This is a genomic window from Helicobacter canis, assembly GCF_900451095.1.
Lineage (GTDB): Bacteria > Campylobacterota > Campylobacteria > Campylobacterales > Helicobacteraceae > Helicobacter_B > Helicobacter_B zhangjianzhongii.
On the sequence record NZ_UGHV01000001.1, the window covers coordinates 44,942 to 56,913 of the forward strand.

Here is an 11,972-nt window from a genome sequence, read left to right on the forward strand (position 1 = left end):
CCCCCTAGTTATCTCATATCTGCTGCGGCTTTTTTAGGATTAAACTGCATAAGCTTTTGCGCGTGATTTAGGGCTTTGCTCTCATTTTTCTCTCCTTTGTGCGGGGTGGATTCTAGCGCGTTAGCCTCTGCTTGCAAGACTTGTGCGCTGGCTTCTTGCACGCTGGCTTGGGCGTTGTATTTATTCGCCTTTGCTTGAAGCTCTTCTAGCTGTGCTTGGGCTTGGGCTAGGGCTAGATCCTGCCTTGCTTGCTCTAGTGGGGCGTGGGCTTGGGCTTGCTCCTCTTGGGCTTTGGCGTGGGCTTGCATAAGGGCTTCTATATCTTGGATTATCGGGCTATCGACATCTTTTAGCATTAGTGGTAAAAGCTCTGGCACAAGCTCGGGGCGGCTTGCTTGGATCGTCTTCATCATCTCCACCCAGTGGGCAAATCTCTCTTCGCGCCCATCTTGCTTTAGCGTGGTTTTAAAGATGAGATCAAATTTGCCGGCTTTAAGGGTGTTTTGCTCGGTGGTGTTTATCTCTATGTATCGCTCCTGTGTCTTTTGATCGATGATTTTAAAGACTTGGGCTTGGGTGAAATACTGCTGCATTAGATCTATCGCCTTTTCGCAAATCAGCTTATCCATATCATCGCCGATCTTTATGAAATCCTGCAAGCCCAAAAGCCCCGCGTCTCTGCGCTGGGCTATGGCTACGCCGCTTTGGCGATTTACTGCCATACCTAGGGCTTCATCATTTAGCCCACTTAGGATTTTGGCAAGGTTGCGCTTATGCTCTGTCTTTTGGCTTAGGGCTTGGATCTCGGCATTATGCTTGATAAATTGGATTTTATTTTCTTTCAACGCGCCGCTTCGCACCTTTATCACAGCATTATCTAGCCCTACGCTCTCTACAAACTCCTCTGTATCAAGCACGGCATCATCTTCAAAGAGTGCTTTAAAGCTCCCTAGCATATTCACAGCGCGATTTTCGGCAAAGTTTATGAAGTCTTGCAGCGGTTTAATGTCTCTAAAAAGCCCATACCACCTATTTTTCTCATCGATTTGATACTTTGCGATCACAAAGGGATGCATTCCATTTTTAAAGGGCTTATGCTCATACTGATAGATCCCAGCCCGCTCGTGCCAATAATACCTACTCCATACCTGCTCACTCCAAGCACTTGCAGGGCTCTCTCTCACCCAAGTCTCAATCACAGAAGTCCTAGAATCCACAAAGCTATGATTTTCTATATACACCTCTTCCCCAAAGATCGCGCGAGCTTCTTCTATGTCCATATCGATTCTTCTATGAAATCGCCTAGAATCTAGCGCGTTTTGATCGCGTGAAAAGGCATCGATGATAAAGCAATCTGCCGGGATACTCTTAAGCTCTATGAAATTATCACCATATTTATCCTGCTCTACCCAGACTTCGCACACTGCAAGCCCTAGTATCAGCTCCTTATCGCGTAAAATTATCTGCTTATCATACTGCTTGCTTTGTGTAAAGACTTTCAAAAGATCGTTAAAAAGATTTGCCAAAGGCTTGTCCTGCTCCTGCCTGCCTGAGACCTTGACTTCTTGCAGGCTTTGGATTTTGTAGCCTAGGATTTTATTGACAATCATTTTATAGATATTTTCTACTATGGGTGGCTGCCCTCTTAGATTAAGCTTTTCTAGCACTTCATCTGGGAGCTGGGAGCCGTGGTAGTAGCGGTGAGCTTCTTTATACTCTAGGAGGCTGGGGGTGTTGGCGCGGGAGTCGAGAGAGTAGATCTCTAGTAGTTTCTGATGAGTCATTTTTTGTTCCTTTCTCGCGTTGGCTTTTGGACTAGAATCGTGGATTGCTGCGGCTCGCTTGTGCGATAGGCGACCCAGCCTTATCTCCGCGCTCGCCTTGCAAAGCCCCGATTCTAGCCTCAAAATCCTGCCGCCTTTGTGCGTGGTTAGAATTGTTGCGATTGGTTTTAAAATCCTGCGGCTTTTTTATCAAACACATTTTCAGCTTCCTTTGGCGTTTCCCTGTCATCGCGAGACACTGCGCTAGCAGTGTCGTGGCGATCCATACTAAAAAGCTAGAATCCACTTTTTGTGTATGGATTGCTTCGGTCGCTTCGCTCCCTCGCAATGACGGCTGGGTTTTGTCATCGCGAGCGGCGTGAGCCGCGTGGCGATCCATACTAGAATCCACTTTTTGCGATCCATAAGCGCACCTATTTTGCCCCTTTTGTATATGGTATAAAAGGGGCAAAATCACGCAAAAAGGCTTAGTTATGGCTCATATCAACAAAAATGAAATCCGCGTATATTTTGAGACACACAACGACTCTCCCAAAGAAGTTGCCGCGCATTTTGGCATAAGCTATCGCACGCTAGCGCATTGGATCAAAAATGAAGGCTGGGAGCGGGCTAAGGCTCTGCAAGGTATCAGCGCAGAAGTCGTGCGCGATGATCTCTTGCAAAAACGCCTAGGCTCTGTGATACAAACAGGAGCTAGCAAGATCAAAAGCAATATCCGCGCAAATCTCGGTGCGCTTGCTGGCGAGCTTGATGAAATGATCTTAAACAATCTCCTAGATCAAAGCACCGATGAAATTTTGCTAAAGGCTATGAGCTCTAAATTTATCCAAAGCAATGTCGCTCTCTCTACAATGATCGCCAAAAATGAGCTTATGCAAATGCTGCAAATCAAAGGCGGCAAAGGCGATCCTATGGTCATCGCTTGCGCTGAAAAAGTCGCTAAAATGTTTGCTGAAATGCAAGTGCTACTCTATGGCAAAGAGCCTGCTATAACAAAGCTTGAAGCTATGGAGAATCCGATTGAGAGTATGAGTGAGCAAGAGCTTTTGGCACTTATAAATTCCTAGTTGCTGGTGGATTCGGCTTTGCGCGATAAAGTAGGGAGTTTGTGGCTCGCTGTGTCGATAGACCACTAGTCTTATCTCCTTGCTCGCCACTGCACAACCCTACTTTCTCATCGCAAATCCTAGAATCCTTTGCTGTCTCGTTTAGAATTGTTGCTTCGCTGGTTTTCTCATCAAAAATCCTTCCGCCTGCGAGTTGTTTAGATTTTGGGCGTTTGTGGTTTTTCAATCTGCCGCTTGCGTGGTTGGTGTAGAATTGTTGCGTTGCTCGTTTTTCTAAAGAAACTGCGCTTCGCTTGTTTTCCTAGAATCCATTTTTCTGTCATCGCGAGACACTGCGCTAGCAGTGGCGTGGCGATCCATAGCCTTAAAGCTAGAATCCACTTTTTTAAATGGATTGCTTCGCTCCCTCGCAATGACAGAAAAAAGGCGTTTTTGTGTAAAAAGATTCTAAGCATTGCGGTAGTGCTAGTGGTGCTTTTTGTGGATTTTGGGGCAGAGCTAGACTTGGGGTCTGCGGTTGTCCCAAAATCCACAAAATCACTGCTATGATTGCCCAAGACTGAATCTATGAGATATTGCCGCCGTTAATGGTTGATCCTACTATTGCTGTTGGTGTCTTTTGCTTCGGCGTGGGGTCGAGTTTTTGCGGCACAGGCTGGGGCTTTGGCTGGAGCTTTTTTAAATTGTTATAGCGCATATTTTCTAGCTTTCTAAGCTCTTGCACGGCTTGATAGATTTGGCTAGCACTTGCATTGGAAGCATTGGCTTGGGCGCGGCTTGCGTGGATACTTGCATCAAGCTTCTTGTCATAGTTGTCTATGTCTTTTTGCAAAAGCTGCTTTTGCATATTTTCTAGCTGGATTTGGCGGGCTTCTTGGGCTTCTTGCTTTGCCTTGGCGTGATTTAGCTCCTTGTAGGCTTCAAACATCGCTAGGCTATCTCGCACGCCTGCTGCACTTTGGGCTATAAACGCATCGCGATTGGCTAGGGTGTTTTGGGCGTTGCTAGCGGCGGCTAGGTAGGTTTGGAGACCTTGGGTGTGTGGGATCGGCTCTTTCATCTAATATCTCTCGGTGGGGAGTTGCAGGGCGTTCGCACTCTGCGCTATAGCTTGATTGTTTGCCTTGCGCTCATCTTCACGATTTTGCCAGCGGGTGTTTTCTATATCTAGCTGATCTTTGGCTGTCTTTAGCTGCTTCTCTGCTAGCTCTTGGCTCTTTATTTGATTCCAAATGCCAAGCCCTAGCTGCGTGGCTGATAGTGCTGCGTTTATGCTTCCTAGCGTTGCTTGCCCTGCGGTGAGTCCGGGAGCGGTTGGCGTGGCTTGGGTGGGGTTTAGGCTTGGCATTTTTAGGCTTGCGTTTTTGGCTAGGGTGTTTATGCCCTGCTGGCTACTTGGGAGAAATAGTGATTGTGCTTGTGGGGCTTGCCAGCTGGGTGTGGGCATTTGGGATAGTCCTGTAAATTGTGCCATTTTTGCTCCTTTGGCGTTTGCTTTGTGCGATAAAATGGTAGTTTTCCTAGAATCCACTTTTTATAAAAGGGGTAAAATCTGCTACAATGATCTAAAGGAGTTGTGATGCTTGAGGTGGTTGTGTTTGGGAGTATTTTTGCTAGCATAGCGTTTGTCTTGTGTCTTGGGATCAAAGTCGCCCACGATCTTAGCAAATCCTAGAATCCACTTTTTTATTGTCATCGCGAGCCTTGCTTGCACCTTTTTTGTCATCGCGAGCCGACTTGTCGGCGTGGCGATCCACTTTCGCACTAGAATCCGCTTTTGGTGTGCTTGTGGATTGCCACGCGGTGCAAGCACCGCTCGCAATGACGATAAGGCTTTGGGTGGGGGCGGCAGTATTTTGCGATGATTTTCTAAAGAAACTTCGTTTTGGGGGTTTTCAAGCGGTGGGCGCAGGGATTTTACTAGTCGTAAATGAGCAAGCCCACCGCGCAGAATCCCTCAAAAGCACGCAAAAGACAACGCCCAAAGCTAAATGCGCCAAAATGTGCTAGCCCCTCCACTGCGCCTCCCACTCTCTCTCACTTTCACACTCGCCCTTGGCGGTGCCACGATCTCACTATGTGCGCACGCGCTTGCGATCGCATCTATGCAGTCATCTTTCCTAAAGGGCTTTTCTGGATTAAAGCTAAAAAGCTCTTTTTGTATCTGTGCTAGCCCCCTTGCGTTGTGTAGAAAGACAAGGTAGCCTGTGTTGTAGTAGGGGCGCAGGGCTTTGATCTTTTCTACTTTAGAGATCTTGCGGCTTGGGGTGTAGCATTTTATATCATTGGTGATGGGCGGTTTATCTTGGCTTTTTAGTTCATTATTAGTTTTCACTAGCTCGTTTTGTAGCAGTCTCTCCAGCGTGAGCCCTCCGCCATCACTTTCTATATAGACTTTTGCTTGTGGATTTTGGCTCATCATATCTAGCAAGTTTGCTATGGTCTGCTCCTCACTCCATATCCCATAGATACAATCGCGCACGACATAGCGCATAGAGTCTTTATAGCTCTCCACCCCCACTAAAACGATAGCGCGATTATCCGCGGCGGTGTTTAGGCTTATGGCATTATCCACAAAGATGTAGAGATTTTGCGCACTACACTCAAAGGCGGGGATCGTTTTAAAATACACTTTTTCAAAGTAGCCCGCTTCACTTGCGATAGGCTCTTGCTGATATTGTGTGCTAAACTCATCATTGCCCATCTGCAAGCGTAAAAACTCCAGCTCGCTTGGGCTATGCCTTGCGCTAAAAAGTGCTTCCCCCTTTTTGCGCGTATAAATCTTGCCCTTTATGCTGTGGGTCTCATCCTCTGTAGCTAGGGCTTTTAGCTTTATGATCTTCCACTCATTTATGATGTCTTGCTCGAAGTTCTTAGGATCTTGTAAAAATCCGCATAGATCCTGCTCGCCAAGGCGTTGCATTAAGATCGTGATATTGCTCTCATTATCCTGCAAGCGTGAAAGCACGCTTTCTTTGAAGTTTTGATTGACTAGCACTCTTTCAGCGCGGCTACTCATCGCACTCACTTTTATGGGATCATCGATGATTATTTGATGTGCGTGAAAGCCCGTGATAGCAGATTTTAATGTCGTTACAAAAAGCCCTCCGCCCTCTTTTAGCACAAATTCATTGGCATTATCTTGTAAAAACACGGGCGATTTATTAAAGGTCTGGGCATAAAAGGGGCTTTTCATAAGATCGCGCACTTGGTTTGAGATCTTGCGGCAAAGCTCATCGCTATAAGATATATAAAAAAACTTGCGCCACGGATACTTCCCCAACGCCCACGCGATAAAGCTTCTAGCAATTATCTCTGTCTTGCCATAGCTTGGTGGCATATTTAGCATAAGCCTTGTTATAGGCTTGCTATCACTCTGTGGCAAAGTGGATTCTAGCACGGCACAGAGATAGTCATAATGCCAGCTATCATTAAAGGTCATTTGATTATACCTCTGCCACTTTAGTAGGACAAATTCCTTTAGGCTCTTTCTTGCTAACGCTCTTTTTGCTAGCTCTTTTTTATGTGGATTCACTCATTGCTCCTGTGTAGAGTTGATAGGCTTGCTCCCACTCCTGCTCGCTTAGATCTGGCTTCCTATCTAAAAGGGCTAGAAATACATTGATAGTCCCGGTATCTAGTCTGTAGATTGTGAGGTAGTCAAAGATGTCATCATCATAAAATTTTAGCCCGAAGAGATCGAAGGTTATCCAATACGCTTTCGCGCGTTTATGTGTGGCAAAATAGTAGTTTTCACCACCTTTTGCTATATGGTTATAGATCTCATCAAACTCGTGCAAGATCTCCCTCCACCCTAGCGTGTAAAAATCTAGCCTTAGCTTTGCCTGCACAAAGGCTTCATTAGCAAATTGTATCGATCGTGTAGCGTATAAATACCCCTTATCAGGTCCGCCCCACCAGCTAGGCTCTGGGAGCCCTAGCGTTTTGCCGCTTAAGAAAAATAAATCGGCATACTCTCTGGTGTGAAAATAGCCCTCCGCTGTGAATGAATCTTGAAACGCACTACCATCAGCATAATTCCCCGCAAACTCCAAGCCCCCCAGCTCCCCTAGATCTGTATAAAAGCTCTCCACAAAGCTTAAGGATAATTCTAAAAATATCGCGCCTTTTGCTATGGGCGTGCTTGCAGACTCTAGCTTGCCTTTGTAGTATTCTAGCACTTCTTGTAGTATCTTTTGGCGTTGCTCTGGGCTTAGCTTATGCTCCTTTAAATACTCGTAGAAAAAGTCCGCCCTCTTGCCCTTGCTATAGTTGCCTAGCTTGTGTAAGAAGTCGTTTTGCTTGTAGCGGTTTTTTAGCGGCTCTATGCGCTTATCTTGGCTGTGTTTGTAGTATTTCTCTATATGCTTGCCAGAATCCAGATAGCCAAAATACTCTTTTGATAGCTTCATATAGCCTTCATTGATTTGATCTAGGCGGGCTTGTATGCTTGCCTTTATGCCTCCTTGCACGCTTTCAAAGGCTAGCTCTGCCTTTTTGCGTGGGATTGGGAGTGGATTTTGGGCGGTGGTGTAGGCGTCATTGCCCGCTAGGTGTTTGTGCGATCTATTTTGCGTGAGCTCATCAATGGGGCTTAGGGTATATTCGCCTAGCATTCCTTGTGCGGGATTATAAGCCTTGGTGTAGTTGAAGCTCTCCCCTCCTGCTTGCCCTGCTTTATACACTTCCCCATCGGCGCAAATCGCATAAGGATTATAAATGAGAAAGTCGCTTAGCTGATTGCTCCTAGCTTCTAGGGTGTTTTTGGTGAGATTAGCTTGCGTGGTGGTATTTAATGCTTGGGCTTGCAAAGAGTAGGCTACTTGGTCTAAAAAGCCTTGCTGCGTGATTGTCAAAACACTTACGCCCACTTGCCCCCCAAGAGCCACGCCCCAAAGTGTCCAGCCCAGCCACCCAGCAGGAGGGGCGATGATCGTGATGACTGCCGTTAGTATCGCGCCTACGGTGATAAGTGCCATAGAGATGGGATCTAGCTCGCTAAACAAAAACACCTCGCTATCTGCCTTGACTCTGCCATAGGCTTCTGCCTCTGCCTCTAGCCATTCTTGTGGCAAGCAGAGATTATGCTCGGCATTGATGGTCATAAAGGCTTCTAGCCTTTTATTTTTATAGCGATTTTTGATTCTTTGATAGCTTTTAGAATCTCTATCCCACGCGATCCCCACGCTATGCTCACTACACTATGCTACGCACTTCTATGGTGATCGTATCTGCTACCCACTCTCCCGCGTCATTTTTAGCTTCAAAGCGCACGCTATAAAGCCCAGCATTTGCTTGGGTGAAAAGTAGCGATTTGGCGTGGGGGGTTTGCACTTGCTCTTCGTTTATGAAAAATCTCGTTTCATTATTGCCATAGCTTGAAAAGCCTAGGATCTTTATGCGCTCATTTTCTAGGATCTCTGTGCGGTGGGCATATACTAGCACATCTTTGCAGCCATCGCCCTTTTTTAATGCTTCTAAAAGCTCATCGCGTAAATTATCTAGCAGGGTGTCATACTCTTCATTTAAGGGGTTGCCATTTATCAAATTGATTGTCTGCATAACCTTATCGGCGTGGGCTTTGATCGCGCTTGTATCATTGGCATTGCCTACGACATTGAGAAATCCTACATGCGCATTGCTTTTGTTGATTAGGGCATTATCTTGCACAGATCTTGCCATAGATTCGGCTTGGATTATGGATTTTAGTGCTTCGGCTATGGCTTGCTTGTTTAGGTTTTTGGCTTGGATTATTTGTAGCTCTATCTCTTGGCGGGTCTTTTCTTCTTGCAAAGAGATTTGCCGATCTTGGAGCTCTAGCTCTTCTAGCTTTAAGGCTGCATTCATAGCAAGCTCTGCTAGCTGACTTTGGGGGAAGCTAGTGGTCTTTAGGATTTTCACTAGCTCTAGGAAGTTTAGGTGGAAGCGCGTGGTATTCATCGCAATTTCTTAAACATAGTGGATTTATACTCTAGATAGCGTGATAGATCGCCTTGGGGGACTATGAAGCTATCGCCTTGGTGTAGGGGGTAGGTCTTGCCTGTGGGGAGTCGCAGGGTGTAGGGGAGGGAGCCTAGATAGACAAACTCACTACACGCGCATAAAATCGCTTGGGATTCGGCTTTTCTTGGCTTGGGCGTTGGCTTTTGCGCGCTTTTGCTAGATTCTACGGCGCGGGCTTGCTCATTTACGCCTAGTAAAATCCCTGCGCCCGCGCCTTGAAAGCTAGCAAAATCATCGCAAAATCCTTCCGCCTTGGTGCTTGGTGTGGGGGTAGAATCCGCGTTTTCTCTGTCATCGCGAGCGGATTTATCTGCGTGGCGATCCACTTTCACACTAGAATCTGCGTTTGTGTGGATTGCTTCGGTCGCTTCGCTCCCTCGCAATGACTGCTGAGGGTTGTCATCGCGAGCGGATTTATCCGCGTGGTGATCCATAGCCGCTGTGCTAGAATCCACTTTTTGCGCGGTGGATTCTAGGGTGTTGTGATCGATTAGGTGTTGCTTGTGCTTTTTCATTTGCTCTCCTTTATGTGTTACTGCTTCGTATAGGGTCTTGGGGTGGTGTCGCTGCTTTGGCTAGGGTTTTGTTTAGGCTGATTTTTCTGCTGCTGCTCCCACCATTTGCTGTATTGAAAGTTTTTCTGCGTGGTGGCAGCTTGGGCTAGGGCGTTGTAGCGATTCCACTGCCAGATTAAAAGGGGTGGGACAGGGTATCCTTGCCTTTCCAGCTGCTCTATTTGCGTGCCTAGATTTGTCAAAGCTATGCGCATTGTCTCGCCCTGTCTTTTGGCTTGCTCGCTTGGGCTTTTAAACTCCCCGCCAGCTCCCTTTTTGATGTCTTCTACCATTGCATTTGTGAGTCGCCCACCACTGCCTCTAGCGATGTTGTAAAAGTTCTGCTGTGTTAGGCTTTGGTAGCGTGCATTGTCCTCGCTTATGGGTATTATGCCTCCGCTAAAGTGATTTAGCTTCCTGCCTATCCCACTCCAAAAGCCCGCCTGCTTCTCGCCTAGCTCTAAAGTTTTCTCAAGATTTTCAAGCCCTGCGAGTGTTTGACTTATATCGCCCATAAGCTTGGTAACGCTTTGGGTTTTTGTGTTGGCATTGATGTTGAGATTGCCGGTGAAGGTGATGTCATTGTATTTTTTCGCTAAATACGCGTCATAAGGGGTTATCTCCTTTTTTTCATCCCAATATTTTATGCCTGTGTATCCTTGGGGCGTGCCGGTAAAGTGCATAGCAAGTCCTGCGCCTGCTTGCACCTCTGGGGCTAGCCCTTGCTCTCTTTGGTCTTTTTCATAGTCGATTTGCTCGATAGCATCGCTTAGATCCTTTGCCACTTGCTCTCCTTATATGCTTAGATATATCTTTTTATCCGCTCCGTTTAGGGTGTTTGTGATGATGTCTTCATAGTTTTTGCGCTTGGCATTTAGCTCTATGATGTTTGCTATGATCTCTTGGCTTGCAAAGCACTTTAAGCTCTGCAAGCGCAGAGCCGTCTCATAGCGTATTTTTATCACTTCATCACTTTGCATTGCTTGCAGGGCGATGTTTTTAGCCTTACTTTCTAAGCTCTCTAGGATTGACTCTTGGGATTCTAGGGTGCTAAGCAGATTATCAATGCTCTTTTTTGCGGATTCTAGGGCTTTGCTCTCTAGCTCTCTCAAATTGATTTGCGGGGTGATTTTCTCCTGCACGGCGTGGGTGATGGCGGCTAGATCTAGCGCGGCTAGGAGTTTTTGGGCGTTTTGATCTAGATAGGCTTGTAGCTTTATGCTTGCTGCAGTGCCAAAGTCGCTTATAAGTTGATCTAATGTGTCTTTATATGCTTGGGTAAGCTCTCTTGCCTTTGTCTCTAGGGCTTGTATTTTGCTATCAAGCTTAAAGCCTGCTAGGATTTGCTTTAGGGTTTGGGCTAGGTTGGTGGCATTGCGATCGCTAAAGTCTCTTGCCACTTGGCGGCTTATGCCTTCTAGATCTAGGCTTTGGCTTACCTCTTGGGCTAGGGTGTGGAGATTTTTACTAAAAAGCTCTTGCACTTGGGCGATATTTTGCGCGTTTAGATTCTGCGCGGTGGTCTCTAGCTCTTTTGTAAAAAACTCTTTCGCCTGTGTTTTTGTAGTCTCTAGGCTCTCTTGCACAAAGGATTCTAAATGTGCTTGCACGCTTTGCTGCAGGGCTTGTAGGTCGTTTTTAGCGTTTGTGAAAGTAGTTTCAAGGGCGGAGATTTTGTCAAATAGTGTCATACTCTTATCCTTTGTTTTTGGTTTTTCCTAGAATCCACTTTTTTATGGATTGCTTCGGTCGCTTCGCTCCCTCGCAATGACAGAAAAGGCGTTCGGTAGTTTTCCCTAAAGTCGCTCGGCGTGGGATTTTGGAGATAAAAATGGGGCTTTGCAAGGCGAGTCAAGGGATTTACCTTGAGTGGTAATGAGTGCAGACTCGCCGCAGCAATCGCCATTTTTATCCCAAAAGCGTAGCCGTTCTACTAGAATTCCGTCAAAATCTCGCTTGGGCAGAAATATGCCACTCTCACTACCACCTCTCCGCCTGTTGGCTTTTGATCAAACTCTAGCGTTACCACGCCGCCTAGCTTTGTGCTAGTAACGACACTTGATTTGTGGTTTGCCTTTGCGCTTAGATCTAAATCATTGCCAAAGGCTTCTTTGCTATAGTCTTTGCCTACTTTAAGCCCTAGATCAAGCTTTGTAGCCGTTACTGCTGGCTCTAGCACTTCGACATCTATGCTCATTATCTCCGCGCCTGCTGGCAGGGCTACGGCTTCATAGGTTTTAGACTTTAGGTCTTTTAGGGTTACTTGGGCTTTGGCTAGGTAGTAGATATTTTTGACTCGTTGTTTCATTGTAAAACTCCTTGTGGTTTGGTTTGTTAGTTTTGTCTTTGCTTGGTTTTGGCGTTGGCTTTTGGGCTAGAATCGTGGATTGCTGCGGCTCGCTTGTGCGATAGACCACTAGTCTTATCTCCGCGCTCGCCTTGCAAAGCCCCGATTCTAGCCTCAAAATCCTGCCGCCTGCGTGCTTGGTGTAGAAAACGCGTTTTCTTGCGCTGCTCGTTTTCTGTCATCGCGAGACACTCCCCCCCTTTTTTCTGTCATCGCG

The 11,972-nt window shown here is 46.5% G+C and carries 17 protein-coding genes; 2 read left to right on the forward strand and 15 right to left on the reverse strand.

Going from position 1 to position 11,972, the window contains the following annotated elements; translation table 11 throughout:
• Positions 1–8: 8 nt before the first annotated feature.
• Entirely contained in the window at positions 9–1,784 is a 1,776-nt protein-coding gene (locus tag DX060_RS00250; RefSeq protein WP_115010625.1) for a portal protein, read from the reverse strand.
• A 31-nt stretch (positions 1,785–1,815) separates the two neighbouring features.
• Entirely contained in the window at positions 1,816–2,175 is a 360-nt protein-coding gene (locus tag DX060_RS00255; protein WP_147278732.1) for a hypothetical protein, read from the reverse strand.
• A gap of 82 nt (positions 2,176–2,257) precedes the next feature.
• Here DX060_RS00255 and DX060_RS00260 point away from each other — a divergent pair, with 82 nt between their 5' ends.
• Positions 2,258–2,851, forward strand: coding sequence for a helix-turn-helix domain-containing protein (locus DX060_RS00260; protein ID WP_115010627.1), 594 nt, complete (start codon positions 2,258–2,260; stop codon positions 2,849–2,851).
• Here DX060_RS00260 and DX060_RS10755 read toward each other — a convergent pair.
• The 4 genes from DX060_RS10755 to DX060_RS00275 are packed head-to-tail and all read right to left on the reverse strand — an operon-like array spanning position 2,838 to position 4,325.
• Positions 2,838–3,077: a hypothetical protein gene (locus DX060_RS10755; protein WP_147278733.1), complete on the reverse strand. Its 240-nt coding sequence runs from the start codon at positions 3,075–3,077 to the stop codon at positions 2,838–2,840. The two genes, DX060_RS00260 and DX060_RS10755, sit on opposite strands and share 14 nt — an antisense overlap.
• Positions 3,049–3,384, reverse strand: a complete 336-nt coding sequence (locus DX060_RS00265) for a hypothetical protein (RefSeq protein WP_181814108.1) — start codon at positions 3,382–3,384, stop codon at positions 3,049–3,051. The genes DX060_RS10755 and DX060_RS00265 overlap by 29 nt, the downstream gene beginning before the upstream one ends.
• Before the next feature lie 32 nt (positions 3,385–3,416).
• Positions 3,417–3,911 carry a hypothetical protein gene (locus DX060_RS00270; RefSeq protein WP_115010629.1) on the reverse strand — a complete coding sequence of 165 codons (495 nt, stop codon included), beginning with the start codon at positions 3,909–3,911 and terminating at the stop codon, positions 3,417–3,419.
• On the reverse strand, positions 3,912–4,325 hold the full coding sequence (locus tag DX060_RS00275; protein ID WP_115010630.1) for a hypothetical protein: 414 nt from the start codon (positions 4,323–4,325) through the stop codon (positions 3,912–3,914).
• A gap of 230 nt (positions 4,326–4,555) precedes the next feature.
• On the opposite strand from DX060_RS00275, the gene DX060_RS10760 reads away from it, so the two are divergent.
• Complete coding sequence (locus DX060_RS10760; protein WP_147278734.1) at positions 4,556–4,861, forward strand: hypothetical protein; 306 nt, start codon at positions 4,556–4,558, stop codon at positions 4,859–4,861.
• Here the strand turns inward: DX060_RS10760 and DX060_RS00290 are convergent.
• From DX060_RS00290 to DX060_RS00325, 9 genes are read right to left on the reverse strand one after another with little or no spacing between them, the layout of a single operon-like run.
• Positions 4,839–6,386 (reverse strand): terminase large subunit domain-containing protein, encoded by a 1,548-nt coding sequence (locus DX060_RS00290; protein WP_115010633.1) that lies wholly within the window; start codon positions 6,384–6,386, stop codon positions 4,839–4,841. The genes DX060_RS10760 and DX060_RS00290 overlap by 23 nt on opposite strands.
• Positions 6,373–8,037 carry a hypothetical protein gene (locus DX060_RS00295; protein WP_115010634.1) on the reverse strand — a complete coding sequence of 555 codons (1,665 nt, stop codon included), beginning with the start codon at positions 8,035–8,037 and terminating at the stop codon, positions 6,373–6,375. The genes DX060_RS00290 and DX060_RS00295 overlap by 14 nt, the downstream gene beginning before the upstream one ends.
• A gap of 10 nt (positions 8,038–8,047) precedes the next feature.
• Positions 8,048–8,791 carry a hypothetical protein gene (locus DX060_RS00300; RefSeq protein WP_115010635.1) on the reverse strand — a complete coding sequence of 248 codons (744 nt, stop codon included), beginning with the start codon at positions 8,789–8,791 and terminating at the stop codon, positions 8,048–8,050.
• On the reverse strand, positions 8,788–9,369 hold the full coding sequence (locus DX060_RS00305) for a hypothetical protein (RefSeq protein ID WP_115010636.1): 582 nt from the start codon (positions 9,367–9,369) through the stop codon (positions 8,788–8,790). The genes DX060_RS00300 and DX060_RS00305 overlap by 4 nt, the downstream gene beginning before the upstream one ends.
• 17 nt (positions 9,370–9,386) lie before the next feature.
• Positions 9,387–10,193: a hypothetical protein gene (locus DX060_RS00310; protein WP_115010637.1), complete on the reverse strand. Its 807-nt coding sequence runs from the start codon at positions 10,191–10,193 to the stop codon at positions 9,387–9,389.
• Positions 10,194–10,202: 9 nt separating this feature from the next.
• Positions 10,203–11,099 (reverse strand): hypothetical protein, encoded by an 897-nt coding sequence (locus DX060_RS00315; RefSeq protein ID WP_115010638.1) that lies wholly within the window; start codon positions 11,097–11,099, stop codon positions 10,203–10,205.
• Positions 11,096–11,314, reverse strand: coding sequence for a hypothetical protein (locus DX060_RS10765; RefSeq protein ID WP_147278726.1), 219 nt, complete (start codon positions 11,312–11,314; stop codon positions 11,096–11,098). The genes DX060_RS00315 and DX060_RS10765 overlap by 4 nt, the downstream gene beginning before the upstream one ends.
• A gap of 27 nt (positions 11,315–11,341) precedes the next feature.
• Entirely contained in the window at positions 11,342–11,716 is a 375-nt protein-coding gene (locus DX060_RS00320; protein WP_115010579.1) for a hypothetical protein, read from the reverse strand.
• A gap of 26 nt (positions 11,717–11,742) precedes the next feature.
• Positions 11,743–11,937: a hypothetical protein gene (locus DX060_RS00325; RefSeq protein ID WP_115010580.1), complete on the reverse strand. Its 195-nt coding sequence runs from the start codon at positions 11,935–11,937 to the stop codon at positions 11,743–11,745.
• Positions 11,938–11,972 lie beyond the last annotated feature (35 nt).

Bases quoted from the DNA above. Each gene is read 5' to 3' on its own strand.
- DX060_RS00250 (WP_115010625.1), bottom strand. From the start codon at position 1,784: ATGACTCATCAGAAACTACTAGAGATCTACTCTCTCGACTCCCGCGCC.
- DX060_RS00260 (WP_115010627.1), top strand. From the start codon at position 2,258: ATGGCTCATATCAACAAAAATGAAATCCGCGTATATTTTGAGACACAC.
- DX060_RS00270 (WP_115010629.1), bottom strand. From the start codon at position 3,911: ATGAAAGAGCCGATCCCACACACCCAAGGTCTCCAAACCTACCTAGCC.
- DX060_RS00275 (WP_115010630.1), bottom strand. From the start codon at position 4,325: ATGGCACAATTTACAGGACTATCCCAAATGCCCACACCCAGCTGGCAA.
- DX060_RS00300 (WP_115010635.1), bottom strand. From the start codon at position 8,791: ATGAATACCACGCGCTTCCACCTAAACTTCCTAGAGCTAGTGAAAATC.
- DX060_RS00305 (WP_115010636.1), bottom strand. From the start codon at position 9,369: ATGAAAAAGCACAAGCAACACCTAATCGATCACAACACCCTAGAATCC.
- DX060_RS00315 (WP_115010638.1), bottom strand. From the start codon at position 11,099: ATGACACTATTTGACAAAATCTCCGCCCTTGAAACTACTTTCACAAAC.
- DX060_RS10765 (WP_147278726.1), bottom strand. From the start codon at position 11,314: ATGGCGATTGCTGCGGCGAGTCTGCACTCATTACCACTCAAGGTAAAT.
- DX060_RS00320 (WP_115010579.1), bottom strand. From the start codon at position 11,716: ATGAAACAACGAGTCAAAAATATCTACTACCTAGCCAAAGCCCAAGTA.
- DX060_RS00325 (WP_115010580.1), bottom strand. From the start codon at position 11,937: ATGACAGAAAACGAGCAGCGCAAGAAAACGCGTTTTCTACACCAAGCA.